The following is a 26,284-nucleotide window of genomic DNA, read 5'->3' as shown; positions in this document are numbered from 1 at the left end:
ATGGGTATCTTTTCCATCGCCAGCCAGCATATTCGCTTCGCCGTGAAGCTGGCGTGCGCCATCGTGCTGGCGCTGTTTGTTGGCTTTCACTTCCAGCTTGAAACTCCTCGCTGGGCAGTGCTGACGGCTGCGATTGTCGCGGCGGGCCCTGCCTTTGCCGCGGGCGGGGAGCCCTATTCTGGCGCGATCCGCTATCGCGGGATGCTGCGTATCATCGGGACGTTTATCGGCTGTTTCGCGGCGCTGACCATTATTATTTTGATGATCCGCACCCCGCTGCTGATGCTGATGGTGTGCTGTATCTGGGCGGGTTTCTGCACCTGGATCTCGTCTCTGGTGAAAGTGGAGAACTCCTACGCCTGGGGACTGGCGGGCTATACCGCGCTGATTATTGTCATCACTATCCAAAGTGAACCGCTGCTCGCCCCGCAGTTTGCGGTTGAGCGCTGCAGCGAGATTGTGATTGGTATTGTCAGCGCGATCGTCGCTGACCTGCTTTTCTCTCCGCGCTCCATCAAGCAGGAAGTCGACCGTGAGCTCGACGCGCTGATTGTTGCCCAGTATCAGCTGATGCAGCTGTGCATTAAGCATGGCGACAGCGAAGAGGTGGATAAAGCCTGGAGCGGGCTGGTACGTCGTACGCAGGCGCTGGAAGGAATGCGCAGCAACCTTAATATGGAGTCGTCGCGCTGGGCCCGCGCGAATCGTCGCCTGAAAGCCCTCAACACCGTATCTCTGACGCTGATTACCCAGGCCTGTGAAACCTATCTGATTCAGAACACCCGGCCGGAAGTTGTCACCGATACGTTCCGCGAACTGTTTGCCGAGCCGGTGGAAACCGTACAGGACGTGCATAAGCAGCTTAAGCGCATGCGCCGGGTGATTGCCTGGACCGGGGAGCGCGACACGCCGGTAACCATCTACACCTGGGTCGGCGCCGCGACGCGCTATCTGCTTCTGAAGCGCGGCGTGATCGGTAACACCAAAATCAGCGCGGCGGAAGAAGAGGTGTTGCAGGGTGAAGTGGTGATCAAGGCGGAATCCGCCGAGCGCCATCACGCCATGGTCAATTTCTGGCGTACGACGCTTGCCTGCATGCTCGGCACGCTGTTCTGGCTGTGGACGGGCTGGACGTCCGGCAGCGGCGCGATGGTGATGATTGCCGTTGTGACCGCACTGGCGATGCGTCTGCCTAACCCGCGTATGGTCGCCATTGATTTCCTTTACGGCACGATTGCCGCGTTGCCGATAGGCGCGCTCTATTTCCTGGTCATCATCCCGTCGACGCAACAGAGCATGCTGCTGCTCTGTATTAGCCTGGCGGTAATGGCGTTCTTTATCGGCATTGAAGTGCAAAAGCGGCGTCTGGGATCGCTGGGGGCGCTGGCGAGTACGATTAACATCATCGTGCTCGATAACCCGATGACCTTCCATTTCAGCCAGTTCCTCGACAGCGCGTTAGGCCAGCTGGTGGGCTGCTTCCTGGCCATGATGGTGATACTGCTGGTGCGGGATAACTCGCAGGCAAGAACGGGCCGCGTGCTGCTGAACCAGTTCGTGTCGGCTGCCGTGTCGTCTTTGACAACCAATACCGCGCGCCGTAAAGAGAACCACCTGCCCGCGCTCTACCAGCAGCTGTTTTTGCTGCTGAACAAGTTCCCGGGCGATATCGCGAAGTTCCGCCTGGCGTTAACCATGATCATTGCGCACCAGCGTTTGCGTAACGCGCCCGTGCCGATCAACGACGATTTGTCGGCATACCACCGCCAGCTGCGTCGTACCGCCGATCACGTGCTTTCTGCCAGCAGCGATGACAAACGGCGTCGCTACTTTACGCAGCTGCTTGAAGAGCTCGATACCTATCAGGAAAAGCTCAAGCACTGGGAGGCGCCGCCTCAGGTGACCGAGCCGGTAGGACGGCTGGTGTTTATGCTGCATCGCTACCAGAATGCCCTCACGGATAACTGACTGAAGTAAAAAAACCGACGCCAAAAGCGTCGGTTTTTTTGTGGCTATACTTATCCCAGCACGTTCTTACATTTCAGAAAGGGAGAACACATGACGACCCAGGCGCTTCAGGACCACATCCTTTTTCAGACCGGTTATCTGGTCAACGGAATCTGGAAAACGCTGGATACAACCTTTGATGTGCTGAATCCCGCGACCGGCGAGGTCATTGCTAAAGTCGCAAAAGCGGGTAAAGCGCAAACCGAAGACGCTATTGCAGCGGCTACCCAGGCCTTCCCGGCATGGCGTGCCAAAACCGCGAAAGAACGCTCGGCGATTCTCTACCGCTGGTACGAACTGATTATTGAGAATAAAAGCTGGCTCGGGCGGTTGATGACCACCGAACAGGGCAAACCCCTGAAAGAAGCGGAGGGAGAAGTCGAGTACGCCGCCAGCTTTATCCAGTGGTTTGCCGAAGAGGCCAAACGCGCGAACGGTGAAATTATTCCGCCGATAAAACCCGGCTCACGCATTCTGGCGACCCGTGAACCCATTGGCGTGGTCGCGGCGATTACGCCGTGGAACTTCCCGATGGCCATGCTCACCCGCAAGTTAGGCCCGGCGCTGGCAGCAGGATGCACCGGGGTCATTAAACCGGCCAATAACACGCCGCTCAGCGCATTTGCGCTGCTTACGCTGGCGAAACAGGCCGGTGTGCCCGACGGTGTTCTCAACGCCGTCGCCGGGAATACGCATGAAATCAGCGATGCGATCATGGCAAGCCGCGACGTGCGTAAAATCTCCTTTACCGGCTCAACCTCCGTCGGCAAAACGCTGGTGCGTAACGCCGCAGAAACCATGAAAAAAGTCTCGATGGAGCTGGGGGGAAATGCCCCGTATATCGTTTTTGAGGATGCGGACATCGACGCAGCGGTTAAGGGCGCGATCGCCAACAAGTTCCGCAATGCCGGGCAGGTCTGCGTCAGCGTGAACCGTTTTTATATTCAGGAAACCGTCTACGACAAATTTGTGAATAAACTTGCCGATGCGGTGAAGGCGCTGAAGGTGGGTAATGGTCTCGAAGAGGGGGTGGTCGTCGGGCCGCTGATTGAACCTTCGGCGGTCAACAAGGTGCGTGAGCATGTCGACGACGCCGTTGCCCGGGGCGCAACCGTACTGGCTGGGGGTAAGCCCCATCCGCTTGGCGGAAATTTCTGGATGCCAACCGTGCTGGGCGACTGCCATGAAGGCATGAAGCTGGCAGAAGAAGAGACGTTTGGCCCGGTGGCGGCGTGCTTCCGTTTCACCTCGGAAGATGAAGTCATCCAGCGCGCCAACAACACGCCCTATGGGCTGGCGGCTTACTTCTATACCCAGAATCTTTCCCGGGTCTTCCGCGTTTCACAGGCCATCGAGAGCGGGATGATCGGCATCAACGAGTGCGCCGTCTCCACGGAGCTTGGGCCCTTTGGCGGCGTAAAAGAGTCAGGCCTTGGACGAGAGGGCTCCGTGCTGGGGCTGGAAGAGTATCTGGAAGTTAAAACCCTGCATATTGGGGGATTATAAAAGACAGGGCGGCATCTGCCGCTCGCCTGGACTGGGTGGCTGGCAATGAAAACCTATACGTTTGATTTTGACGAGATCGACAGTCAGGAAGACTTCTACCGTGAATTTATCCGGGCGTTTGATCTTGAACGGGAAAGCGTGACGAATCTGGATACGCTGTGGGACGTGGTCACCGGCAGTCAGTTGCCGCTACCGCTGGAAATTGAGTTCATCCATTTGCCCGATAAGCTGCGAAGACGTTTTGGCGCACTGATATTGCTGTTTGATGAAGCGGAAGAAGAGCTTGAAGGGCAGCTGCGCTTTAACGCGCGGCATTGAATGAAAAAAGCCCCTGACCATAAGGCCAGGGGCAAGTCGTATGATGAGATACGACGAGGGTTTATTTATACAGTTCTGCCGTTGCATGCCAGTGGTCACCCTGATTCAGTTCGGTGACGCGATAGCTGCTGGCGCCTGCTTTTTCAGCTTTGGCGGCAAGTTCGTGACGAATATCCATCGGTGAACCGGTGACAGACGTTACGGAGACGCTGCCCATACGCTGTAGATTTTGTGCCTGGTCGGCATTTACCTGCTGTACGGCTGCGCTCGCGCCGAAAGAGAGAACGGATGCCAGACCGAGGGTTGCGATGATCAATTGGGTTTTCATAGTCTTTACTCCTGAATAGGGTTTTTACTCAACGGCGAGAAGGGTTGAACCGCTATTTTTATGCCTGGTGCCGTTGAGTGGAGATTTACGTCTTCAGTTATTACTAAAACTTATTTGTACAGCTCAGCGGTGGCGTGCCAGTGGTCACCGGAACGCGCTTCGATGATGCGATAGGATGACGCACCCTGTTCTTCCGCTTTTTTGTTCAGCATCTCATGCATGTCCATTGGCGATGTGCCGACCGCGCCGACAGAAACCGTACCGATGGCCTGACGGGATTGCGCCTGGTCAGCATTGATAGAGTCAGCTGCGAAAGCACCGAATGACAGGACGGACAGGACGCTGAGCGCCGCTACAGTTGATTTGATTTTCATGATTTTTACCTCGTCGAATTTTTTAGTGGGGTCTTGTTTCGTGACCCTCATCACAAAATCAAGTATACACTAATAACGGTAAAAATTAATACCAGGCTAATGGTTTCTATTGTTATTACGTGTTAACCAGTCTGTTTTTTATAACCAAATCGCATAATATTGGGCGTTTTTTGTTCATTTTAGTTGGTTATATCTAATAAAATCATATGGATATCAGCTTTTGATTTTTTGTGCGATTTTTTGATTTAGCATTCACCAGATGAATGTTAATAGGTGGTAAAAAGCACTATTTGTCAAAGTGAAGGGCAGTAGAAAAGAGGGGAGAACGCAGCGGAAGCAGAACGATCCCCGCAGCGGCGCTACGGGGAGAGGGGATTAGAGTTCCTGTTCGAACAGTACCAGAATGGCTTCGTGGAGATCTTTCACAGAGAAACCGCTAGCCGGTGTGGTAAAGATGGTGTCATCACCGGCGATAGTCCCGAGGATACCTTCCGTTTTACCCAGCGAGTCCAGCATGCGGGCAATGAGCTGCGCGGCACCCGGGCTTGTGTGGATCACCACGACGGCGTCGTTATGATCGATATCCAGAACCAGGTTTTTGAGCGGGCTGGAGGTGGTCGGCACGCCAAGTTCTGCCGGCAGGCAATAGACCATCTCCATCTTGGCGTTACGCGTACGCACCGCGCCAAATTTCGTTAACATGCGGGAGACTTTCGACTGGTTGATGTTATCGAAGCCTTGTTCCTGCAGCGCCTGAACAATTTCTCCCTGAGAACTGAATTTCTCTTCTTTGAGTAGCGCCTTAAACGCCTTTACTAATTCTTCTTGCTTAGACGAGCTTCGCATAAGTCACCCGGAATATGACGATAGAAACAACATTATTATGCATGTGGATGAATTTTTATGCAAATTATCTACTCAGCGCCAGGCTGAAATAATGTTATGAAAGGGAGTGATTTTATCAGATTTCGTTATCAGAAAACATGCCTGGGTCACGCCGCGCAAATAAGCTTAAAAGTAAATTAAATGTTATCAAAATGATGTTGTTTTGGTGGCGGGGCAGGGTGTATTGTAACCACCTCTTAATGCGTTGCCCTCTGTCGTCAGATAGTCTTCTGGTGAGAGATAAAGTCGCGTGACCTCAAATTCTTTAGCTACGAAAATTGTAATTATTTACTTGCTGAATTATGGTCGCCGCAACGGATTTACAGATACTTAAGTTAACCATAATAAGGAGTTTAGGATGAAAGTCGCAGTCCTCGGCGCTGCTGGTGGTATCGGCCAGGCGCTTGCCCTACTACTGAAAACCCAACTGCCTTCAGGCTCAGAACTCTCCCTGTACGATATTGCTCCGGTAACCCCAGGTGTGGCGGTTGACCTGAGCCACATCCCGACTGCTGTAAAAATCAAAGGCTTCTCCGGTGAAGATGCACGTCCTGCGCTGCAGGGTGCCGACGTGGTGCTGATTTCTGCAGGCGTGGCGCGTAAGCCAGGCATGGATCGTTCAGACCTGTTCAACGTCAACGCGGGCATCGTGAAAAACCTGGTGCAGCAGATTGCAGAAATCTGCCCGAAAGCATGCATCGGGATCATCACTAACCCGGTGAACACCACCGTGGCTATCGCGGCAGAAGTGCTGAAGAAAGCGGGTGTTTACGACAAAAACAAACTGTTCGGCGTAACCACGCTGGATATCATCCGTTCCAACACCTTTGTTGCTGAGCTGAAAGGCAAGCAGCCAACAGAAGTGGAAGTACCGGTAATCGGCGGTCACTCTGGCGTCACCATCCTGCCTCTGCTGTCGCAGATCCCAGGCGTGAGCTTCACCGAGCAGGAAGTGGCTGACCTGACTAAACGCATCCAGAACGCGGGCACCGAAGTGGTGGAAGCGAAGGCGGGTGGCGGTTCTGCAACCCTGTCTATGGGCCAGGCGGCTGCGCGTTTTGGTCTGTCACTGGTTCGCGCTCTGCAGGGCGAGAAAGGCGTTGTTGAATGCGCTTACGTTGAAGGCGATGGCGAACACGCTCGCTTCTTCTCTCAGCCGCTGCTGCTGGGTAAAAACGGTATCGAAGAGCGTAAATCCATTGGTACGCTGAGCGCGTTTGAACAACACGCGATGGAAGGCATGCTGGATACGCTGAAGAAAGATATCACCCTGGGCGAAGAGTTCGTTAACAAGTAAAACGAACCGTCTCCCGGTAAAAAAAACGGAGCTTATCGCTCCGTTTTTTTATGCCTATCAGTTAGTGGCCGGGTATTCCTGAATCGTCACGTGCAGCGTCAGTTTCTTATCGTTGCGCATGACCTCAACAGGGATAATAGAACCCGGGCGAATTTCTGCCACCTGATCCATCGTCTCCAGCGCAGAGACCGCTGGCGTGCCGTTGACCGACACAATGACATCATTAACCTGAATACCCGCATTCGCCGCCGGACCACCCGGTGCCACCTCGTTAACCACGATACCCTGAATCTGATCGATACCGCCGCCCTGGGTATGCATCGGCGCAATTTCGCGCCCGCCGATACCGATATAGCCGCGGATCACGCGTCCGTCGCGGATCAGTTTATCCATGATTTTGGTCGCCAGCTGGAACGGAATGGCAAAGCCGATCCCTTCCGGCGTCTCACCGTCGTTACTCTTATCGAACGAGAGGGTGTTGATGCCCATCAGCTCGCCCAGCGAGTTGACCAGCGCCCCGCCGGAGTTACCGTGGTTGATGGAGGCATCGGTTTGCAGGAAGTTCTGCCGCCCGGAGGGGTTCAAACCGATACGACCGGTCGCGCTGATAATCCCCTGGGTGATGGTCTGGCCCAGGTTGTAAGGGTTACCGATAGCCAATACGACGTCACCAATATGCGGGGTACGTTTACGGTTGATCGGGATGACCGGCAAACCGCCCGTGGCGTTAATTTTCAGAACGGCCAGGTCGGTCAGGCTGTCAGACCCAACGAGTAACGCCTCAAACACGCGGCCATCCTGCAGGGCGACGATGATCTGGTCGGCATCGTTAATCACGTGCTTGTTGGTAATAATGTAGCCGCGCTCGTCCATGATCACGCCGGAGCCGAGGGTACGGATCTCCAGCTGGTTATGGGCTGAGGTATTCAGACCACGGTTATAGACGTTAACCACGGCAGGTGCGGCACGGCGGACGGCCTGGTTATAGGTAGCCGGCGTTTCATCCGTGCTATCGAACTGGGGAGCCGACAGTTTATTGAACTGACGTAAAGACGGCAGCGCCAGCAGCAGCAGGCCAGCGACAATCAAACCGATGACAGTAGAACGTAAGAGCTTTAAAAGCATGATGCGCGTGTCGTTAAAAAAGGAACGATTTGCAGCATAACATGAGTTATCCGGACATCACACGCAGCGGTGATGTCCGGGTCGCAAATGCTTAGCGCAACAGAATATAGATGGACTCATTGCCACGCATGACCTGCAGGGCAATAACCGCTGGTTTGCTTTCCAGCACCTTGCGCAGTTCGGCAATAGACTGCACGCGGTTGCGGTTGACACCGATAATCACGTCATCCTGATGCAATCCGGCCTGTGCGGCAGGGCTGCTCTTCTCGACGGTGTCGATGCTGATGCCTTTCGTACCGTCCTTCAGCTGCCCGTCGCTCAACGTAGCCCCCTGTAGCGCCGGGGCGATAAGCTCCGCGCTGGCCGAGGATGAAGTGCTCTTATCCAGCGTCACCTCAACGTCAAGCGGCTTACCGTCACGGATCAGGCCCAGCTTCACTTTGGCGCCAGGTTCCGTCGTGGCAATCCGTGAGCGCAGTTCTGCAAAGCTATTCAGCGGTTTGTCGTTCAGGCTGACGATCACATCTCCCGATTTCACGCCCGCTTTTGCCGAGCCGGAGTTTGGCAGCACTTCACTGACAAACGCCCCGCGCTGTACGTTGATATTGAACGCTTTTGCGATATCCGCGCTCATCTCCATACCTTTAATACCCAGCAGCCCGCGTTTGATTTCACCGAACTGGATCAATTGCTGCGCCAGGGTTTTGGCCATATTGCTGGGGATAGCAAAACCGATCCCGATGCTGCCGCCGCCCGGGGCCAGAATCGCCGTGTTAATCCCAATCAGCTCGCCGTTAAGGTTGAGCAACGCTCCGCCGGAGTTACCCCGGTTGATTGAGGCATCGGTCTGGATAAAGTTTTCCAGCCCTTCCAGATTGAGGCCGCTGCGCCCGAGCGCCGAGACGATCCCGGAGGTGGCGGTCTGCCCTAAGCCAAAGGGGTTGCCTACGGCGACGGCAAAATCGCCGACGCGCAGTTTGTCGGAATCCGCGATGGCAATCTGGGTCAGGTTGCTCGGATTTTGCACCTGCAGCAGCGCGATGTCGCTCTGGTCATCGCCGCCGATCAGTTTGGCATCAAATTCACGGCCATCGTTCAGCTGGACGCTGATTTTATCGGCCTGGCTGATGACGTGGTTGTTGGTCAGGATATAGCCTTTTGCCGCATCAATAATGACGCCAGAACCCAGGCCTTCAAAAGGCTGAGCCTGCTGGTCGGGAGACTCATCGCCAAAATATTTTTTCAGTTCTTCAGGGACGCGTTGGCTTTGTACTGCGGTGCCCTCAACCTGAACGCTGACGACCGCCGGCAACACTTTTTCCAGCATAGGCGCGAGGCTTGGAATGGCCGCCTGGCCAGGCACCTGGGAGGGAATGGCGGCAAATACAGGGACGGACGCCGAGAGAGATAACCCGACACTTAACGCGATAGCGCTCAACAGCTGGTTTTTTTTCTTCATCGATGTTGACTCTCGTAACCTGGAATAAAGGAAAAACGGCCCTAAAAACACGTTGATGTTATTGAATTTTAAACCGCTGAACAATGAGGTGTTTAACTAAATGATAGCTGGGGTCATCAGGAAAGGACGGGCGCAATCGCTGCGCCCGTAAAATATATTCAGGTTGTGCGATTAATCGCGTTTTACACCGCCGCGCAGCAGGCCGGACGCGCCATCGGAATAGTCGCGAGGCATCTGAACGGGCGCCTGATCGTTACCGGCTTCAGAGTCAGCCAGACGGTTGCGGAACGGGTTGGTTTCCGCGGTCATTTCCGGCAGCAGGCTGCTGGAGCTTTTTGCCATATGTTGATAAAGCTGACGATAGTCGGTTGCCATGTTGTCCAGCAGCTCGGCGCTACGGGCAAAGTGGCTGACCAGCTCTTCACGATACTCTTCCAGCTCGGCTTTGTTCTTTTCCAGTTCGTACTGCAGTGACTGCTGCTGACGCAATTTGCGATTACCGAAACGCATGGCCACAGCACCGATGACGATGCCGACGACTAAACCGATTAGCGCATATTCCCAGGTCATGAACTTCTCCCGTTGTCTTGTTGTTCCGTAGGGTGTTGGCTCGGCTCCTGCCTGTGCCTGATAATGCCACTATAACCGCTATTTCTGCAGAAGTGGAATCCTGACGTATCATCGCGTAGTGTAGAACGGCCTTTTTTTCATCAGTCACGTCTGCTGGTGAGCGTTAATTGAAGGAATAACAATAAGATTATGCAAAACCTGTCCCCTGCATCGCGATATCAACTGGCCCTTAACGAGGGCACTCATCAGCCTGATGACGTTCAACGTGAGGCGGTAAACCGTCTGGAGATGATTTATCAGGAGCTCACGGCAAAACCCGCTGAAGTCGAACAGAACGGTGGGCTAAAGGCGGCATTTGGGCGGTTGCTCGGTAAAAAAGCGCCACAGGCTCACGCGCCGGTACGCGGTTTATATATGTGGGGCGGGGTCGGTCGCGGAAAAACCTGGCTGATGGACCTGTTTTACATGAGCCTGCCTGGCGCACGTAAGCAGCGTCTGCACTTCCATCGTTTTATGCTGCGGGTGCATGAAGAGCTGACCGCACTGCAGGGCAAAAGCGATCCGCTGGAGATTGTGGCCGACAGGTTCAAAGCTGAAACCGACGTGCTCTGCTTCGACGAGTTTTTTGTGTCTGACATCACCGATGCCATGCTGCTAGGCGGCCTGATGAAGGCGCTATTTGCCCGCGGGATCACGCTGGTGGCTACGTCGAATATCCCGCCGGATGAACTCTATCGTAACGGCCTGCAGCGCGCACGCTTCCTGCCCGCCATCGATGCCCTCAAGCAGCACTGCGATATCATGAACGTCGATGCCGGTGTCGATTATCGTCTGCGCACGCTGACCCAGGCACACCTGTGGCTTTCGCCGTTAAATGCAGAGACCACCCGCGAGATGGATACACTTTGGCTGGCGCTGGCGGGGGCAAAACGCGAGCACGCCCCGAAACTCGAGATTAACCATCGCCCGCTGCCCACCCTTGGCGTCGAAAACCAAACGCTGGCGGTCTCCTTTACGACGCTCTGCGTGGATGCCCGCAGCCAGCACGACTACATTGCGCTTTCGCGTCTGTTCCACACCGTGATGGTGCTGGACGTGCCGGTGATGACGCGGCTGATGGAGAGTGAAGCACGGCGCTTCATTGCGCTGGTGGACGAGTTTTATGAGCGCCACGTCAAGCTGGTGGTCAGCGCCGAGGTACCTTTATATGAGATTTACCAGGGTGAGCGGCTGAAGTTTGAGTTCCAGCGCTGCCTGTCGCGCCTGCAGGAGATGCAGAGTGAGGAATACCTGAAGCTGGAGCATATGCCGTAACAAATGCCCCCCTCTCCCGTGGGAGAGGGGCTGGGGGTGAGGGCACCAGACCGCACAATACCCACCCCCGAAAAACCCATTCCAAATCACATTTAAGGGTCGATCTTTGACCTCAACTTCTCTATAATCTTGCGACCCCACGTTACGAGAAGGTTTTTTTCCCGAAACTTTCTATGTGTCGGCATGTGCTATTCGAAGGGGTAGGTTTGCCGGACTTTGTCGTGTGAACCTCAACTGACTAAACGTTTGGGTGTTCACCAACGTGTAACTTATTATTTGGGTAAGCTTTTAATGAAAACTTTTACAGCTAAACCAGAAACCGTACAGCGCGACTGGTATGTTGTTGACGCGACCGGTAAAACTCTGGGCCGTCTGGCTACTGAACTGGCTCGTCGCCTGCGCGGTAAGCATAAAGCGGAATACACTCCGCACGTTGATACCGGTGATTACATCATCGTTCTGAACGCTGATAAAGTTGCTGTAACCGGCAACAAGCGTACTGACAAAGTGTACTATCACCACACCGGCCACATCGGTGGTATCAAAGAAGCGACCTTTGAAGAGATGATTGCCCGCCGTCCTGAGCGTGTGATTGAAATCGCGGTTAAAGGCATGCTGCCAAAAGGCCCGCTGGGTCGTGCTATGTTCCGTAAACTGAAAGTTTACGCAGGCAACGAGCACAACCACGCGGCACAGCAACCGCAAGTTCTTGACATCTAATCGGGATTATAGGCAATGGCTGAAAATCAATACTACGGCACTGGTCGCCGCAAAAGTTCCGCAGCTCGCGTTTTCATCAAACCGGGCAGTGGTAAAATCGTAATCAACCAGCGTTCTCTGGAACAATACTTCGGTCGCGAAACTGCCCGCATGGTAGTTCGCCAGCCGCTGGAACTGGTTGATATGGTAGAAAAACTGGATCTGTACATCACCGTTAAAGGTGGTGGTATCTCCGGTCAGGCAGGTGCGATCCGTCACGGTATCACCCGCGCTCTGATGGAGTACGACGAATCCCTGCGTTCTGAACTGCGTAAAGCTGGCTTCGTTACTCGTGACGCGCGTCAGGTTGAACGTAAGAAAGTGGGTCTGCGTAAAGCACGTCGTCGTCCACAGTTCTCCAAACGTTAATCCATTCTGCTTACGCAGAACGATTGGCGAAAAACCCGCTTCGGCGGGTTTTTTTATGGATAATGCGCAGGTTATCCACAATATCCATGCATATATCTTCTCTTTTTCCACATTTCCAGAATCCCCTCACCACAAAGCCATCAAAATCTGGTAAACTATCATCCAATTTTCTGCCCAAATATCGGTGAATACTCGATTTTTGTTCGTTTCTTGAACAATGTGTTTTCTCTGGGATGGGCGATACAACATCTGGCTGGCCCCTGTTGGGCTGGTAGCAGTAAAAATTCTGAATATACCTGGAGGTTTTCATGGCTGTCGCTGCCAACAAACGTTCGGTAATGACGCTGTTTTCTGGTCCTACTGACATTTATAGCCATCAGGTTCGTATCGTGCTGGCCGAGAAGGGTGTCAGTTTTGAGATCGAGCATGTGGAAAAGGATAACCCGCCTCAGGATCTGATCGATCTCAACCCGAGCCAAAGCGTACCGACGCTGGTGGATCGCGAGCTGACCCTGTGGGAATCCCGTATCATTATGGAATATCTGGATGAGCGTTTCCCGCATCCGCCACTGATGCCTGTTTACCCTGTCGCGCGTGGTGAAAGCCGCCTGTACATGCAGCGTATCGAAAAAGACTGGTACTCGCTGATGAACGTGATTACCAGCGGTTCTGCTTCTGAAGCTGACGCTGCACGTAAACAACTGCGTGAAGAGCTGCTGGCGATCGCTCCTGTGTTTGGTCAGAAACCATTCTTCCTGAGCGATGAGTTCAGCCTGGTGGATTGCTACCTGGCACCACTGCTGTGGCGTCTGCCAACCCTGGGCGTAGAGTTCAGCGGTCCTGGCGCGAAAGAGCTGAAGGGCTATATGACTCGCGTATTTGAACGCGACTCTTTCCTGGCATCTTTAACTGAACCGGAACGTGAAATGCGTCTCGGCCGAGGCTAATGACTGTGGAAATGTCACAACTTACCCCACGCCGTCCTTATCTGCTGCGCGCCTTCTATGAATGGCTGCTGGATAACCAGCTCACGCCGCACCTGGTTGTGGATGTGACGTTGCCGGGCGTGCTGGTTCCTATGGAATATGCGCGTGACGGGCAGATCGTACTGAACATTGCGCCGCGTGCGGTGGGTAACCTGGAGCTGGCAAACGATGAAGTGCGCTTCAACGCGCGTTTCGGCGGCGTGCCGCGTCAGGTTTCCGTACCTCTGGCAGCCGTGCTGGCTATCTACGCGCGTGAAAACGGTGCGGGTACCATGTTCGAGCCGGAAGCGGCGTATGATGAAGATGTTGCCAGCCTGAATGATGACAACGCATCCGATGAGCGCGAAAGCGACACGGTGATGTCACTTATCGATGGTGATAAACCCGATCATCATGACGACAATGACCCTGATGACGATCCGCCTCCGCGCGGTGGTCGTCCGGCACTTCGCGTCGTGAAATAAAAAAACAGGCCCAATCGGGCCTGTTTTTTTTACACTTCCAGGTAGTTCAGGATCCCGTCAGCGGCTTTACGCCCTTCGGCAATCGCCGTTACCACCAGGTCAGAACCGCGAACAATATCGCCACCGGCGAAGATTTTCGGGTTGCTGGTCTGGAATGCGTTGTCGCTGCCTTCTGGCGCAATCACGCGGCCCTGCGAATCCAGCTCAACGCTGTGCTTCGCCAGCCATTCCATGCTGTGAGGACGGAAACCGAACGCCATCACCACGGCATCGGCCGGGATCACGTGCTCAGAACCGGCTACGATCTCGGCGCGACGACGACCTTTCGCATCCGGTGCGCCCATCTCAGTGCGCGCCATCTTCACGCCGCTCACTTTACCGTTGGCATTCACTTCAATACCCAGAGGCTGGATGTTGAACTGGAACTCCACGCCCTCTTCACGCGCGTTTTTCACTTCGCGTTTAGAGCCCGGCATGTTCTCTTCGTCACGACGGTAGGCGCAGATCACGTGTGCCGCATTCTGACGAATGGAGGTACGCACGCAGTCCATCGCGGTATCACCGCCGCCCAGCACTACCACGCGTTTGCCTTCCATGCTGACGAACGGCTCATCGGCGGTTTCGCCGTAGCCCATGATCTGCTTGGTGTTGGCAATCAGGAACGGCAGCGCATCGTACACGCCCGGCGCGTCTTCGTTCTCCAGACCGCCGCGCATGGACTGATAGGTGCCCACGCCAAGGAACACGGCGTCGTAATCCTTCAGCAGGTCGTCGAGCTGCACGTCGCGACCCACTTCCACGTTCAGTTTGAACTCAATGCCCATGCCGGTGAAGATTTCACGGCGACGGGTCATGACCTCTTTTTCCAGCTTGAAGGCCGGAATACCGAAGGTCAGCAGACCGCCGATTTCCGGATGGCGGTCAAAGACCACCGCCTTCACGCCGTTGCGGGTCAGCACGTCCGCACAGGCCAGGCCCGCCGGGCCCGCGCCGATGATTGCCACGCGCTTGTCGGTTTGCTTCACGCCGGTCATATCCGGACGCCAGCCCATCTCGAACGCTTTATCGTTGATATAGCGCTCGATGTTGCCGATTGTCACCGCGCCGAACTCGTCGTTCAGCGTACAGGAACCTTCGCACAGACGGTCCTGAGGACACACGCGGCCGCACACTTCCGGCAGGGTGTTGGTCTGGTGAGACAGCTCGGCGGCTTCAAAAATACGTCCTTCGTTAGCCAGCTTCAGCCAGTTCGGGATGTAGTTATGTACCGGACATTTCCATTCGCAGTAAGGGTTCCCGCAGGACAGGCAGCGGTCTGCCTGTGCCTTGGCCTGGCCTTCTGAAAACGGCTCGTAGATTTCAACAAATTCAATTTTGCGGATCTTCAGCGGTTTCTTTGGCGGATCAACACGCTGCAGGTCGATAAACTGGTATACGTTCTGGCTCATCTGAATTCCTTACTGCGCCTGCACGCGCAGCTCTGCTGCGCTACGACTACGGTGACCCAACAGGGCTTTAACATCGCTGGACTTCGGCTTAACCAGCGCGAATTTCGCAGAGAACGCTGGCCAGTTCGCCAGGATCTCTTCGCCGCGCGAAGAACCGGTATGCTGCACGTGTTCGGTAATCAAACCGCGCAGGTGTTCTTCATGGATAGCCAGCGTATCAACGTCCAGCACTTCCACCAGCTCCGGGTTCACGCGTTTGCGGAACTCACCGTCTTCATCCAGGACATACGCAAAACCGCCCGTCATGCCCGCGCCGAAGTTCACGCCGGTTTTACCCAGAACGCAAACAATCCCGCCCGTCATGTATTCACAACCGTTATCGCCAATGCCTTCCACCACGGTGATAGCACCGGAGTTACGCACCGCAAAACGCTCGCCCGCACGGCCTGCTGCAAACAGACGACCGCCGGTCGCGCCGTACAGGCAGGTGTTACCGATGATGCTGGCTTCATGGCTGCGGAAGGCTGAGCCAACCGGAGGACGCACCGCCAGCAGACCGCCCGCCATGCCTTTACCGACGTAGTCGTTGGCATCGCCGGTCAGGTACAGCTCAACGCCGCCTGCGTTCCATACGCCGAAGCTCTGACCCGCGGTACCGCTGAAGTGCGCGGTAATCGGATCCGCTGCCAGCCCCTGGTCACCGTGCGTCTGCGCGATATAACCGGAGAGGGAGGCGCCCACGGAGCGGTCGGTGTTGCGGATATCGAACCAGAACGTTTTGCTCTGCTTGTCGTCCACGTACGGTTTCGCCTGCTGCAACAGCTGCGCGTTCAGCACGCCGTTATCGAACGGCGGGTTGTTCTCGGTGCAGTAGACCGCTTTGCCAGGGTGCGGCTGCGCGGTTTCCAGCAGCTTAGACAGCTCAAGCTTCTGTTGCTTCGCGGTGAAGCCTTCCAGCTCTTTCAGCAGGTCAGTGCGGCCAATCAGGTCCACCAGACGCTTCACGCCCAGCTGCGCCATCAGCTCGCGGGTTTCGCGGGCGATGAACTCAAAGTAGTTGGTCACTTTGAACGGCAGACCGTGATAGTGGTTCTTACGCAGCTTCTCGTCCTGGGTAGCAACGCCGGTTGCGCAGTTGTTCAGGTGGCAAATACGCAGGTATTTACAGCCGAGCGCAACCATTGGGCCGGTACCGAAGCCGAAGCTTTCCGCGCCGAGGATCGCCGCTTTAATGATGTCGAGGCCGGTTTTCAGGCCGCCGTCCACCTGCAGGCGTATCTTGTGACGCAGGCCATTCGCCACCAGCGCCTGCTGGGTTTCCACCAGGCCAAGCTCCCACGGACAGCCTGCATATTTCACGGAGGAGAGCGGGCTGGCACCGGTACCGCCGTCGTAACCGGCGATGGTGATGAGGTCCGCATAGGCTTTCGCCACGCCGGTAGCGATGGTGCCGACGCCCGGTTCGGAAACCAGCTTCACGGAGATCATCGCCTTCGGGTTGACCTGCTTCAGGTCGAAAATCAGCTGCGCTAAGTCCTCGATAGAGTAGATATCGTGGTGCGGTGGCGGGGAGATCAGCGTCACGCCCGGCACGGAATAGCGCAGTTTGGCAATGTACGGGGTAACTTTATCACCCGGCAGCTGGCCGCCTTCGCCCGGTTTAGCACCCTGAGCGACTTTAATCTGGATCACGTCGGCGTTGACCAGGTACGCAGGCGTCACGCCAAAGCGACCGGATGCCACCTGCTTGATACGGGACACTTTGTTGGTGCCGTAACGCGCCGGATCTTCACCGCCTTCGCCGGAGTTGGAGTTACCGCCGATGCTGTTCATGGCTTCCGCCAGCGCTTCGTGGGCTTCCGGACTCAGCGCGCCGATGGACATCGCTGCGGTATCGAAGCGTTTGAACAGTTCCGATGCAGGCTCAACGTCGTCAATGCTGACCGCTTCATCGCCCGGATTGAGGGCAATGAGGTCGCGCAGCGTTGCCGCCGGACGGTTGTTTACCAGCTCAGCGTACTGCTGGTAATCGCTGTATTCACCGCTCTGAACCGCCTGCTGCAGCGTGCGCACCACGTCCGGGTTATAGGCGTGGTATTCGCCGCCGTGAACGTATTTCAGCAGACCGCCCTGATCCAGCGGCTTACGTGCCAGCCAGGCGCGTTTGGACAGATTCACCAGATCCTGCTGGAAGTCAGCAAAACCGGCGCCGCCGATGCGGCTGACCACGCCCTGGAAGCAGAGGTTGGCGACCTCGTCATGCAGGCCGACCGCTTCAAACAGCTTCGAACAGCGGTAGGAGGCAATGGTCGAGATGCCCATTTTGGACATGATCTTGTACAGGCCTTTGTTGATGCCGTTACGGTAGTTCAGCATCACCGCGCGGTAATCTTTGTCGATCGCGCGGGTATCCACCAGGCGTGCCAGCGTTTCGTAGGCCAGATACGGGTAGATCGCCGTCGCACCGAAGCCTAACAGCACGGCAAAGTGGTGCGGGTCGCGGGCGCTGGCGGTTTCAACAATGATGTTGGCGTCGCAGCGCAGGCTCTTGTCGACCAGACGCGTCTGGATAGCGCCAACCGCCATCGGGGCAGGCACCGGCAGACGGTTTTTCGCAATATTGCGGTCGGACAGCACCAGCAGAACGGTACCGTTACGCACCATCTGTTCGGCTTTGTCACACAGCGCATTCACCGTCTCTTCGAGGCTCGCTTCGGTCACGTCGAAGGTAATATCGAGCGTGTCGGCGCGGTAGTGCTCCTCTTTCATGGTGGTGAGCTGTTTGAAATCGGAGTACAGCAGGATCGGCGATTTAAAGGTCAGACGGTGCGCCTGGCCTTCGGCCTCGCAGAAGACGTTCATCTCGCGACCGATGCTGGTGGCCAGCGACATCACGTGCGCTTCACGCAGCGGGTCGATCGGCGGGTTGGTCACCTGCGCAAACTGCTGACGGAAGTAGTCGTAAATAATGCGCGGCTGGCTGGAGAGCACGGCAAACGGGGTATCGTCACCCATGGAGCCGACCGCTTCCTGGCCGTTTTCACCGAGCACGCGAATAACGGAGTCCAGCTCTTCCGCGCTGTAGTTAAACTGTTTCTGGAAGCTTGCAAGCGTATCGTCGTCCAGTTCGCGGCGGCCCACTTCTTCATCCGATAAATCTTCGAACGGCACGAGGCGACGGACGTTCTTCTCCATCCACTCTTTGTACGGATGGCGGCTTTTAAGATCGTGATCGGTTTCGGCAGAGTGCAGAATGCGCCCGCCGCGGGTGTCGATAACCATCAGCTCGCCCGGGCCGACGCGGCCTTTCTCGACCACTTCGTCAGGCTGGTAATCCCAGATACCGACTTCAGAGGCGCAGGTGATGAGCTTGTCTTTGGTGATAACGTAGCGCGCCGGACGCAGACCGTTACGGTCCAGGTTACAGGCGGCGAAGCGGCCGTCAGACATGACGATGCCCGCCGGGCCGTCCCACGGCTCCATGTGCATGGAGTTAAAGTCGAAGAACGCGCGCAGCTCAGGGTCCATATCCGGGTTGTTCTGCCAGGCCGGTGGCACGAGCAGACGCATGGCGCGCACGATGTCCATCCCGCCCGCCAGCAGCAGTTCCAGCATGTTATCCATGGAGCTGGAGTCAGAGCCGGTTTCGTTCACGAACGGCGCGGCATCGTGCAGATCGGGGATCAGTGGCGTCTGGAATTTATAGGTACGGGCGCGGGCCCACTGGCGGTTACCGGTGATGGTGTTGATCTCGCCGTTGTGCGCCAGGTAGCGGAACGGCTGCGCCAGCGGCCAGCGTGGAACGGTGTTGGTGGAGAAGCGCTGGTGGAACAGGCAAATGGCCGATTCCAGACGCAGGTCCGCCAGGTCCAGGTAGAAGCGCGGCAGGTCAGCCGGCATACACAGACCCTTATAGATGTTCACCAGGTTAGAGAGGCTACAAACGTAGAACTCTTTATCGTCCTGGAGACGTTTTTCAATGCGGCGGCGGGCAATAAACAGACGGCGTTCCATATCACGCGGACGCCAGCCCGCAGGCGCGTTGACGAAAATTTGTTCAATGCGAGGCAGCGAGGAGAGGGCGATTTCACCGAGCACCCCTTCGTTGGTTGGCACATTGCGCCAGCCGACAATCGACAGGGTTTCACGCTGAAGTTCTTCTTCGACGATGCGGCGTGAGGCGGCAGCCTTTTCAGGATCCTGATTCAGGAACAGCATGCCGACAGCGTAGTTTTTGGCTAAACGCCAGCCGCGCTCTTCCGCCACGATGCGGAAGAAACGATCCGGTTTTTGCAGCAGCAGGCCGCAACCGTCGCCGGTTTTACCATCGGCAAGAATAGCGCCACGGTGCTGCATTCGGGCCAGTGCGTGAATAGCAGTACGCACTACCTTGTGGCTAGGTTCGCCTTCTATGTGGGCGATCAGGCCGAAACCACAGTTATCCTTCTCAAGGGATTTATCGTACAACATATCAGTGAACCTCCCCAGGCTCGTCGGGCTTCCCACTGAACTTTACCGTGGCGCACAGGCACAGAAAGAGCATGGCGACGGGGTTTGCGTTTCATACGCGGACCTCGCATTCGCCCTCTTTTTCATCCTTTCGCGCAGGTAAACAAGTTTGAGGACTTGCTTCAGAGGGAATCTCAATTACTGCATAAATATGATGAGCAGGCCGCTCATCCAGAAAGCTTCCAGCGGATTTCCAACTTATCGGGAATTGGTACACAGGTCAAATGGCAATCTTATTTATACAAAAATGTGCTAAAGAGCGTTTATGTCTTTGAAAGTAAATGTTATTTAACTATTTTTACATTGAATGTATGCCCTGGCAGGACGCAGCGGAGTGTGATCTGACTCACTATATGAAAGCGGTATTATCAATGCAGCGTGCTGAATAGCCGTTTTATAGCAGAATAATAATCTGGAAATGGCTGCAAACCCGCATAAACCCACTGTTTTTCAGTGGTGGCGCTATAAATGAAAAAAACAATCAGAACATAAGGAAAAGTAATCACGAATGGCGTGAATGAAATTGCAGTAATCCTGAGTATTTATTCATATAGATAAAGGCCGTCCAGGGCGATTGATCCAGGTCATCGCCGACAGAGGCTAAAAGTGGCAGGCTTGTCCCCTTTCTCCGGGACGGTCTATCAGATTATGCAGTTACAGAAATTAGTCAATATGTTTGGTGGGGATCTTTTGCAGCGGTACGGGCAAAAGGTTCATAAGCTGACGCTGCACGGCGGGTTTAGCTGCCCGAATCGCGATGGCACCATCGGGCGCGGCGGCTGCACCTTCTGTAACGTTGCGTCCTTTGCTGACGAAGCCCAGCAGCATAAATCTATCGCTGAACAGCTTGCCCATCAGGCCAGCCTGGTGAACCGCGCGAAGCAGTATCTGGCCTATTTTCAGGCCTACACCAGCACGTGGGCGGAGGTGCAGGTGCTGCGCTCTATGTACCAGCAGGCCGTCAGCCAGGCTAACATCGTTGGGCTGTGCGTGGGCACGCGCCCGGACTGCGTACCGGACGCGGTGCTGGACCTGCTCAGCGAGTACAAAGAACAAGGCTACGAGATCTGGCTGGAGCTGGGCTTGCAGACCGCGCATGACAAAACCCTGCACCGTATTAACCGTGGCCATGATTTCGCCTGCTACCAGCGCACCACGCGCCTGGCCCGAGAGCGCGGGCTGAAGGTCTGCTCGCATCTGATTGTCGGCTTGCCGGGTGAAGGGCAGCAGCACGGCCTGGAGACGCTGGAAAAGGTGGTTGAGACCGGCGTGGACGGCATTAAGCTGCACCCGCTGCATATCGTTACGGGCAGCATTATGGCGAAAGCCTGGGAAGCCGGACGGTTAAGCGGTATTGAGCTTGAGGACTATACGGTGACGGCGGGGGAGATGATTCGCCACACCCCGCCGGAAATCGTCTACCACCGTATTTCGGCCAGCGCCCGCCGTCCAACGCTTCTGGCACCGCTATGGTGTGAGAACCGCTGGACGGGGATGGTGGAAATCGACCGCTATCTGCAGGAGAACGGTGTGCAGGGTTCAGCGCTTGGCCGCCCGTGGGTTCCCCGTCTACCGGCGACGGCCGCCTAACAGACTTCCCAGCATGCCGCGCACTATCTGATTGGTGACCTGCCGCGCCGCGCTTTTCGCCATGGTCTGTACCACGCCGTCGCGCTTGCCGCCGCGCAGCCCGGTGCTGCCGAACAGGATGTCTTTGAGCCCCCCGAGAATACCGTCATCCACGGCGACGGACTGTCCTTGAGCGGCAGGCGCATCCTGCGACTCCGTTGTCGCCTGCACCCCTTTTTGCAGCATCTCGAACGCGGACTCGCGATCCACCTCGTCTTCGTACTTCCCGTAAACCGGAGAGTGGTTAATCAGGCCATTACGTTCATCGTCGGTAACCGGCCCCATGCGCGAGCAGGGCGCGATCACCATGGCGCGTTCCACCACGGACGGGCTGCCCTTCGCATCCAGGAACGAGATCAGCGCTTCACCGGTGCCTAACGCCTGAATCGCCGCTTCGGTATCAAAGGCAGGATTGGCGCGCATGGTTTGCGCGGCGGCTTTCACCGCTTTCTGATCCTTCGGCGTAAAGGCGCGCAGGGCGTGCTGCACGCGGTTACCGAGCTGGCCGAGAACGTTATCCGGAATGTCCGACGGGTTTTGCGAGACAAACCAGACGCCAACGCCTTTGGAGCGGATCAGGCGAATGACCTGTTCAATCTTATCCAGCAATACCTGCGGCGCGTCGTTAAACAGCAGGTGCGCTTCGTCGAAGAAGAAGACCAGCTTCGGTTTTTCCAGATCGCCCGCTTCGGGTAACTGTTCGTACAGTTCGGAGAGCATCCACAGCAGGCTGGCGGCGTAGAGCTTTGGCATCTGGTAGAGCTTCTCGGAGCTCAGAATGTTGATGATGCCTTTGCCGCTGCTGTCGGTGCGCATCCAGTCTTTGATATCCAGCATCGGCTCGCCGAAGAAGTGCTCTGCGCCCTGTTGCTCCAGCGTCAGTAACCCGCGCTGAATGGCACCCACCGAGGCGCTGCTGATATTGCCGTACTGGTTCTGGAAGGATTTGGCGTTATCGCCGATGTACTGGGTAATGGCGCGCAGATCTTTGAAATCAAGCAGCAGCAGGCCCTGATCGTCGGCAATGCGGAAGATAATATTCAGCACGCCGGACTGCACGTCGTTGAGATTAAGCAGACGGGCCAGCAGCAGCGGGCCGAGATCGGAGACGGTGGCGCGCACCGGGTGGCCTTTCTCACCAAAGATATCCCACACTACTACCGGATTGTTATGCGGCGTCCAGTCCGTAATGCCAATATTCTTCAGCCGTTCGAGCAGTTTTTCAGAGGCCGTTCCTTCCTGAGCCACACCGGTTAAATCGCCTTTCACGTCAGCCATAAAGACCGGTACGCCAATCTCCGAAAGCGACTCCGCCAGCTTTTGCAGGGTGACGGTTTTCCCCGTCCCGGTCGCTCCGGTGATCAGACCGTGGCGGTTCGCCATCGCGGGCAGTAAATACAGCTCTTTTTCCAGCGTCCTGGCAATTAACAATGGTGTACTCATGATGCGCTTCCTCTCTTTGTCCTGGGGGGAGTATAGGCAATCTGGCCGCAATTTGGTTGAGTAAATTCCTGACTTTGCGGCGCATTATCCAGCGCGGACTATGCTTTTGCATACGGTTCACAAAAATAGTGGGAAACGATGTCCAGATTCTTCTTTAACGATCGCAAACAGCTGGTCAACGATGCCATTGAAGGCATACTGCTTTCTGCGCCACACGCAAATCTCGTCAAACTTGATATCGATCCGGCCATCAGGATCGTCGCACGCGGCGACTGGGACAAGAGCCGCGTGGCGGTGATCTCCGGCGGCGGCTCAGGCCACGAACCCGCGCACGCCGGGTTTGTTGGCAAAGGGATGCTGACGGCGGCAGTGTGTGGCGATCTGTTTGCCTCGCCGAGCGTGGATGCGGTGCTGAACGCCATTGTGGCGGTCACGGGCGATCGCGGCTGTCTGCTGATCGTCAAAAACTACACCGGCGATCGCCTGAACTTTGGTCTGGCGGCAGAAAAGGCCAAACGCTACGGCCTGAAGGTGGAGATGGCGATCGTGGCGGACGATATCGCGCTGCCGGATAACAAACAGCCGCGCGGTATTGCCGGTACGGCACTGGTGCACAAGATTGCGGGCTATGCGGCGGAGCACGGTAAATCGCTAAGCGAGGTGCGGGATATTGCGCAACAGGCCTGCGATAACCTCTGGAGCCTGGGCGTTGCGATGCAAACGTGCAACCTGCCGGGCAGCGACGAGGAAGAGGGGCGCATTAAGCAGGGCCATGTCGAGCTGGGGCTGGGCATTCACGGCGAGCCCGGTGCTTCCGTCGTGGATACGCAGAACAGTAAAGCCATTATCGACACGCTGGTGACGCCGTTACGCGCGCAGGCGGGAGAGGGGCGGTTTGCGGTATTGATTAACAATCTCGGCGGCGTATCGGCGCTGGAGATGGCGCTGCTGACCAAAGAGCTGGCGCATTCGGCGCTGAAAGAGGAGATAGCGTACCTGATAGGCCCCGCGCCGCTGGTGAGCGCGCTGGACATGAAGGGCTTTTCGCTCACGCTGCTGAAGCTCAATGACTTCTTTGAAAAGGCGATTCACGCCGAGGTCGAAACGCTGGGCTGGCAGAAGCCCGTGGCGTTTGCGCCACTGCGCACCGTGGCGCATACCGCCATTCACGATCGCGTGGAATACACTCCGTCGGACAATCTGCGGGTGGGCGAATATGTTTCCTCGGTGACGAAAACGCTGCTCCAGCTGGAAAACCGACTGAACGCGCTGGATGCCAAAGTGGGCGACGGTGATACCGGCTCCACTTTTGCGCAAGGGGCGCGGGATATTGCGCAGCGTCTGGAGGATCGCAAGCTCCCGCTTGATAACGTATCGACGCTGCTGTTGCTGGTGGGCGAGCGGCTGGCGACGGTGATGGGCGGATCGAGCGGGGTGCTGATGTCGATCTTCTTCACCGCGGCCGGGCAAAAGCTTCACGATGGTCAGCCGCTGCCCGAGGCATTGCTCAGCGGGCTGGCGCAGATGAAGCAGTACGGTGGGGCAGATCTCGGCGATCGTACCCTGATCGACGCGCTGCAACCGGCGCTTGAAGCATTGAAGAATGGCGATCTTCAGGCAGCGGCGAAGGCAGCACAGCACGGTGCCGAAGCAACGGCGAAAATGGCGAAAGCCGGTGCGGGGCGCTCGTCGTATGTGAATAAAGAGAATCTGGATGGGGTAATGGATCCCGGTGCGGTTGCGGTGACTGAGGTGTTTAAGGCCATGGTAGATGCAAAACGGTAACGACCGTTACCGTTTTTAGTGTGTGCGCCCTCTCCCTGTGGGAGAGGGTTGGGGTGAGGGCATCAGGCCGCACATTCCCCGCCTATGTCACATCAAAAATCCGCTTTCAACACCACGCGGTAGCGGGCTTTGCCGTCACGCACGTGCTGGATCGCTTCGTTGATTTTCGACATCGGATACAGTTCGGTGGTCGGCGCCACTTTGGTGCGTCCGGCAAACTTCATCAGTTTGCGCAACTCAAACGGCGTACCGGTCGCGGAGCCTGACACGCTGCGATCCCCGCCGATCAGGGTAAACGCCGGAACCGGCAGCGGCTTCATCACGGCACCTACGGTGTGGAAGTTACCGCCGTAGGCCAGCGCCTCAAAGTACGGCTGCCAGTTGAGATCGACGTTAACGGTGTTTATGATCAGGTCAAACTGCCCAGCCAGCGCGTTCAGCGCATCAGGATCGCGGCTGTTAACGACTTTATCCGCACCCATCGCCAGCACTTCTTTCTCTTTCGCCGGGTTCGAGCTAAACGCCGTGACTTCACAGCCCATTGCGTGCAGCAGCTTGATGGCGATATGGCCCAGACCGCCAATACCGATGACGCCCACGCGGCTGGTGGCGGTGATATGGTGCATCAGCAGGGGTTTGAAGACGGTGATACCGCCGCACAGCAGCGGACCGGCGGATTCGATATCAATGCTGTCCGGCAGCGGGATGACCCATTGCCAGTCGGCGCGCAGCTTATCGGCAAAACCGCCCTTGTTCAGAATGGTGGGAACGGCGCCTTCGAGGCAGTTGATCTGATTGCCGCTGATACAGGCATCGCAGTGGCCGCAGCTGCGTGCCGTCCAGCCAATGCCCACGCGTTGGCCTACCTTCAGCCCTTTGTCCTGTGCGGCACTACCGAGCGCCACGACGCGGCCAATGACTTCGTGCCCGGCAACCAGCGGATAGCTCGAGAAGCCCCATTCGTTGTCGATCATCGAGAGATCCGAGTGGCAGATCCCGCAGTAATCAACCTGTACTTCGACGTCTTCTGCTTTTAGTTCGCCCGCATCGTACTCGTACAGCTCAAGTTCTGCACCCGCCTGCGGTGCGGCGTAGCTTTTTATCTTCGACATCGTGTTTCCCCCGTTGTGGTGTGAACTGAGAGTGTAGAGCATTCAGTTTACAGCCGCTTAACAGAAGAGGGCAGGAACGAAAGTTACAGACTTTTCAGCATCCTGACTTCGCAATCAACGTGGCCGGTACAGCCCAGCGGCGCATCGATATGCTCAAAGCCCAGATGTTCATACAGGCCGATGGCCTCTTTGAGGAAAGCGGTTGTTTCAAGGTAGCAGCGGGTAAAACCCTGCTTGCGCGCGTGGTCCAGCGCCATCAGCGCCAGCTTTTTCGCCAGCCCTTGCCCGCGCGCCGTTGGCAGAAAATACATTTTCTGCAGCTCACAGATATCCGGCTCGCTGCAGCTGAGGGGCGCCACGCCGCCGCCGCCCACAACCTGACCGTTCTGCTCGATTACCCAGTAGGCATGCCCTGGCTGGCTGTAGAGCTGGTAAAGCTCGTCCAGGTTCGGGTCGGCAACCGTGTAGCCTTTGTCAGCCGTCAGGCCATATTCGGCAGAAACGGTGCGGATAACGGCGGCGATTGCCGGGTTATCCTGCTCAGCGATCCGGCGCATCGTCGTCGCGACGGGGGTAATCACGCTCATAGCATTACTC

General features: G+C 56.3%; 22 protein-coding genes. 11 read left to right on the top strand and 11 right to left on the bottom strand.

The genetic code is table 11. The annotated features are described in order from the left end of the window. The 3 genes from aaeB (at position 1) to NWV12_RS19735 (ending at position 3,831) form a co-directional block, all read left to right on the top strand. Positions 1 to 1,968, top strand: a complete 1,968-nt coding sequence (gene aaeB, locus NWV12_RS19745; RefSeq protein ID WP_048981167.1) for a p-hydroxybenzoic acid efflux pump subunit AaeB — start codon at positions 1 to 3, stop codon at positions 1,966 to 1,968. Between the two features lie 90 nt (positions 1,969 to 2,058). After that, the gene (locus NWV12_RS19740; protein ID WP_032659670.1) at positions 2,059 to 3,513 is read left to right on the top strand and encodes an NAD-dependent succinate-semialdehyde dehydrogenase; all 1,455 of its coding nucleotides are present in this window, start codon (positions 2,059 to 2,061) and stop codon (positions 3,511 to 3,513) included. Between the two features lie 45 nt (positions 3,514 to 3,558). Further along, a complete protein-coding gene (locus NWV12_RS19735; RefSeq protein ID WP_023309391.1) occupies positions 3,559 to 3,831 on the top strand; it encodes a barstar family protein in 273 nt (90 codons plus the stop codon). A 61-nt stretch (positions 3,832 to 3,892) separates the two neighbouring features. Here NWV12_RS19735 and yhcN (NWV12_RS19730) read toward each other — a convergent pair whose 3' ends face one another. The 3 genes from yhcN (NWV12_RS19730) to argR form a co-directional block, all read right to left on the bottom strand. After that, entirely contained in the window at positions 3,893 to 4,159 is a 267-nt protein-coding gene (yhcN, locus tag NWV12_RS19730) for a peroxide/acid stress response protein YhcN (protein ID WP_048981169.1), read from the bottom strand. A 110-nt stretch (positions 4,160 to 4,269) separates the two neighbouring features. Further along, a complete protein-coding gene (gene yhcN / locus NWV12_RS19725) occupies positions 4,270 to 4,533 on the bottom strand; it encodes a peroxide/acid stress response protein YhcN (protein WP_023309389.1) in 264 nt (87 codons plus the stop codon). Positions 4,534 to 4,908: 375 nt separating this feature from the next. Then, positions 4,909 to 5,379, bottom strand: a complete 471-nt coding sequence (gene argR / locus NWV12_RS19720; protein ID WP_023309388.1) for a transcriptional regulator ArgR — start codon at positions 5,377 to 5,379, stop codon at positions 4,909 to 4,911. A gap of 397 nt (positions 5,380 to 5,776) precedes the next feature. Here argR and mdh point away from each other — a divergent pair, with 397 nt between their 5' ends. Further along, positions 5,777 to 6,715 carry a malate dehydrogenase gene (gene mdh, locus NWV12_RS19715; RefSeq protein WP_023309387.1) on the top strand — a complete coding sequence of 313 codons (939 nt, stop codon included), beginning with the start codon at positions 5,777 to 5,779 and terminating at the stop codon, positions 6,713 to 6,715. Positions 6,716 to 6,772: 57 nt separating this feature from the next. Here the strand turns inward: mdh and degS are convergent, their stop codons facing one another. From degS to zapG, 3 genes are all read right to left on the bottom strand, one after another. After that, on the bottom strand, positions 6,773 to 7,840 hold the full coding sequence (degS, locus tag NWV12_RS19710) for an outer membrane-stress sensor serine endopeptidase DegS (RefSeq protein WP_023309386.1): 1,068 nt from the start codon (positions 7,838 to 7,840) through the stop codon (positions 6,773 to 6,775). A 91-nt stretch (positions 7,841 to 7,931) separates the two neighbouring features. Further along, entirely contained in the window at positions 7,932 to 9,299 is a 1,368-nt protein-coding gene (gene degQ / locus NWV12_RS19705) for a serine endoprotease DegQ (RefSeq protein WP_023309385.1), read from the bottom strand. Positions 9,300 to 9,470: 171 nt separating this feature from the next. Next, positions 9,471 to 9,869 (bottom strand): Z-ring associated protein ZapG, encoded by a 399-nt coding sequence (gene zapG / locus NWV12_RS19700; protein WP_008502832.1) that lies wholly within the window; start codon positions 9,867 to 9,869, stop codon positions 9,471 to 9,473. 189 nt (positions 9,870 to 10,058) lie between these two features. On the opposite strand from zapG, the gene zapE reads away from it, so the two are divergent. From zapE to sspB, 5 genes are all read left to right on the top strand, one after another. Then, a complete protein-coding gene (gene zapE, locus NWV12_RS19695; RefSeq protein ID WP_048981171.1) occupies positions 10,059 to 11,183 on the top strand; it encodes a cell division protein ZapE in 1,125 nt (374 codons plus the stop codon). Positions 11,184 to 11,474: 291 nt separating this feature from the next. Further along, positions 11,475 to 11,903, top strand: coding sequence for a 50S ribosomal protein L13 (gene rplM, locus NWV12_RS19690; protein ID WP_006178824.1), 429 nt, complete (start codon positions 11,475 to 11,477; stop codon positions 11,901 to 11,903). A 15-nt stretch (positions 11,904 to 11,918) separates the two neighbouring features. Then, a complete protein-coding gene (gene rpsI, locus NWV12_RS19685; RefSeq protein WP_003860436.1) occupies positions 11,919 to 12,311 on the top strand; it encodes a 30S ribosomal protein S9 in 393 nt (130 codons plus the stop codon). A gap of 308 nt (positions 12,312 to 12,619) precedes the next feature. Beyond that, positions 12,620 to 13,258 (top strand): stringent starvation protein SspA, encoded by a 639-nt coding sequence (gene sspA / locus NWV12_RS19680; RefSeq protein ID WP_014885418.1) that lies wholly within the window; start codon positions 12,620 to 12,622, stop codon positions 13,256 to 13,258. A gap of 5 nt (positions 13,259 to 13,263) precedes the next feature. Next, entirely contained in the window at positions 13,264 to 13,761 is a 498-nt protein-coding gene (sspB, locus tag NWV12_RS19675; RefSeq protein WP_024906337.1) for a ClpXP protease specificity-enhancing factor, read from the top strand. 29 nt (positions 13,762 to 13,790) lie between these two features. Here sspB and gltD read toward each other — a convergent pair whose 3' ends face one another. Further along, positions 13,791 to 15,209, bottom strand: a complete 1,419-nt coding sequence (gltD, locus tag NWV12_RS19670) for a glutamate synthase subunit GltD (RefSeq protein ID WP_023309377.1) — start codon at positions 15,207 to 15,209, stop codon at positions 13,791 to 13,793. Positions 15,210 to 15,218: 9 nt separating this feature from the next. After that, on the bottom strand, positions 15,219 to 19,679 hold the full coding sequence (gene gltB / locus NWV12_RS19665; protein WP_048981173.1) for a glutamate synthase large subunit: 4,461 nt from the start codon (positions 19,677 to 19,679) through the stop codon (positions 15,219 to 15,221). Positions 19,680 to 20,366: 687 nt separating this feature from the next. On the opposite strand from gltB, the gene NWV12_RS19660 reads away from it, so the two are divergent. After that, on the top strand, positions 20,367 to 21,308 hold the full coding sequence (locus NWV12_RS19660) for a TIGR01212 family radical SAM protein (RefSeq protein WP_101744690.1): 942 nt from the start codon (positions 20,367 to 20,369) through the stop codon (positions 21,306 to 21,308). On the opposite strand, the gene NWV12_RS19655 is transcribed toward NWV12_RS19660, so the two are convergent. After that, positions 21,288 to 22,790: a helicase HerA-like C-terminal domain-containing protein gene (locus NWV12_RS19655; protein ID WP_101744689.1), complete on the bottom strand. Its 1,503-nt coding sequence runs from the start codon at positions 22,788 to 22,790 to the stop codon at positions 21,288 to 21,290. The genes NWV12_RS19660 and NWV12_RS19655 overlap by 21 nt on opposite strands. Before the next feature lie 138 nt (positions 22,791 to 22,928). Between NWV12_RS19655 and NWV12_RS19650 the strand changes: the two genes are divergently transcribed. Beyond that, positions 22,929 to 24,575, top strand: a complete 1,647-nt coding sequence (locus tag NWV12_RS19650; RefSeq protein WP_048981176.1) for a dihydroxyacetone kinase subunit DhaK — start codon at positions 22,929 to 22,931, stop codon at positions 24,573 to 24,575. 92 nt (positions 24,576 to 24,667) lie between these two features. On the opposite strand, the gene NWV12_RS19645 is transcribed toward NWV12_RS19650, so the two are convergent. Together NWV12_RS19645 and NWV12_RS19640 are read right to left on the bottom strand one after the other, a co-directional pair. Beyond that, complete coding sequence (locus NWV12_RS19645) at positions 24,668 to 25,687, bottom strand: NAD(P)-dependent alcohol dehydrogenase (protein WP_033146757.1); 1,020 nt, start codon at positions 25,685 to 25,687, stop codon at positions 24,668 to 24,670. 83 nt (positions 25,688 to 25,770) lie between these two features. Then, positions 25,771 to 26,274, bottom strand: coding sequence for a GNAT family N-acetyltransferase (locus NWV12_RS19640; protein ID WP_039260409.1), 504 nt, complete (start codon positions 26,272 to 26,274; stop codon positions 25,771 to 25,773). Positions 26,275 to 26,284: the final 10 nt, after the last annotated feature.

The organism is Enterobacter sp. Crenshaw (assembly GCF_024734705.1).
Lineage (GTDB): Bacteria > Pseudomonadota > Gammaproteobacteria > Enterobacterales > Enterobacteriaceae > Enterobacter > Enterobacter asburiae_B.
The sequence above is the reverse complement of the archived record's forward strand: the minus strand, read 5'-3'. Positions and strand labels throughout refer to the sequence as shown.

What these genes read in the sequence shown, in the direction of transcription:
- aaeB (WP_048981167.1), top strand. Translation starts at nt 1, where the DNA reads ATGGGTATCTTTTCCATCGCCAGCCAGCATATTCGCTTCGCCGTGAAG.
- NWV12_RS19740 (WP_032659670.1), top strand. Translation starts at nt 2,059, where the DNA reads ATGACGACCCAGGCGCTTCAGGACCACATCCTTTTTCAGACCGGTTAT.
- NWV12_RS19735 (WP_023309391.1), top strand. Translation starts at nt 3,559, where the DNA reads ATGAAAACCTATACGTTTGATTTTGACGAGATCGACAGTCAGGAAGAC.
- yhcN (WP_048981169.1), bottom strand. Translation starts at nt 4,159, where the DNA reads ATGAAAACCCAATTGATCATCGCAACCCTCGGTCTGGCATCCGTTCTC.
- yhcN (WP_023309389.1), bottom strand. Translation starts at nt 4,533, where the DNA reads ATGAAAATCAAATCAACTGTAGCGGCGCTCAGCGTCCTGTCCGTCCTG.
- argR (WP_023309388.1), bottom strand. Translation starts at nt 5,379, where the DNA reads ATGCGAAGCTCGTCTAAGCAAGAAGAATTAGTAAAGGCGTTTAAGGCG.
- mdh (WP_023309387.1), top strand. Translation starts at nt 5,777, where the DNA reads ATGAAAGTCGCAGTCCTCGGCGCTGCTGGTGGTATCGGCCAGGCGCTT.
- degS (WP_023309386.1), bottom strand. Translation starts at nt 7,840, where the DNA reads ATGCTTTTAAAGCTCTTACGTTCTACTGTCATCGGTTTGATTGTCGCT.
- degQ (WP_023309385.1), bottom strand. Translation starts at nt 9,299, where the DNA reads ATGAAGAAAAAAAACCAGCTGTTGAGCGCTATCGCGTTAAGTGTCGGG.
- zapG (WP_008502832.1), bottom strand. Translation starts at nt 9,869, where the DNA reads ATGACCTGGGAATATGCGCTAATCGGTTTAGTCGTCGGCATCGTCATC.
- zapE (WP_048981171.1), top strand. Translation starts at nt 10,059, where the DNA reads ATGCAAAACCTGTCCCCTGCATCGCGATATCAACTGGCCCTTAACGAG.
- rplM (WP_006178824.1), top strand. Translation starts at nt 11,475, where the DNA reads ATGAAAACTTTTACAGCTAAACCAGAAACCGTACAGCGCGACTGGTAT.
- rpsI (WP_003860436.1), top strand. Translation starts at nt 11,919, where the DNA reads ATGGCTGAAAATCAATACTACGGCACTGGTCGCCGCAAAAGTTCCGCA.
- sspA (WP_014885418.1), top strand. Translation starts at nt 12,620, where the DNA reads ATGGCTGTCGCTGCCAACAAACGTTCGGTAATGACGCTGTTTTCTGGT.
- gltD (WP_023309377.1), bottom strand. Translation starts at nt 15,209, where the DNA reads ATGAGCCAGAACGTATACCAGTTTATCGACCTGCAGCGTGTTGATCCG.
- gltB (WP_048981173.1), bottom strand. Translation starts at nt 19,679, where the DNA reads ATGTTGTACGATAAATCCCTTGAGAAGGATAACTGTGGTTTCGGCCTG.
- NWV12_RS19660 (WP_101744690.1), top strand. Translation starts at nt 20,367, where the DNA reads ATGCAGTTACAGAAATTAGTCAATATGTTTGGTGGGGATCTTTTGCAG.
- NWV12_RS19655 (WP_101744689.1), bottom strand. Translation starts at nt 22,790, where the DNA reads ATGAGTACACCATTGTTAATTGCCAGGACGCTGGAAAAAGAGCTGTAT.
- NWV12_RS19650 (WP_048981176.1), top strand. Translation starts at nt 22,929, where the DNA reads ATGTCCAGATTCTTCTTTAACGATCGCAAACAGCTGGTCAACGATGCC.
- NWV12_RS19645 (WP_033146757.1), bottom strand. Translation starts at nt 25,687, where the DNA reads ATGTCGAAGATAAAAAGCTACGCCGCACCGCAGGCGGGTGCAGAACTT.
- NWV12_RS19640 (WP_039260409.1), bottom strand. Translation starts at nt 26,274, where the DNA reads ATGAGCGTGATTACCCCCGTCGCGACGACGATGCGCCGGATCGCTGAG.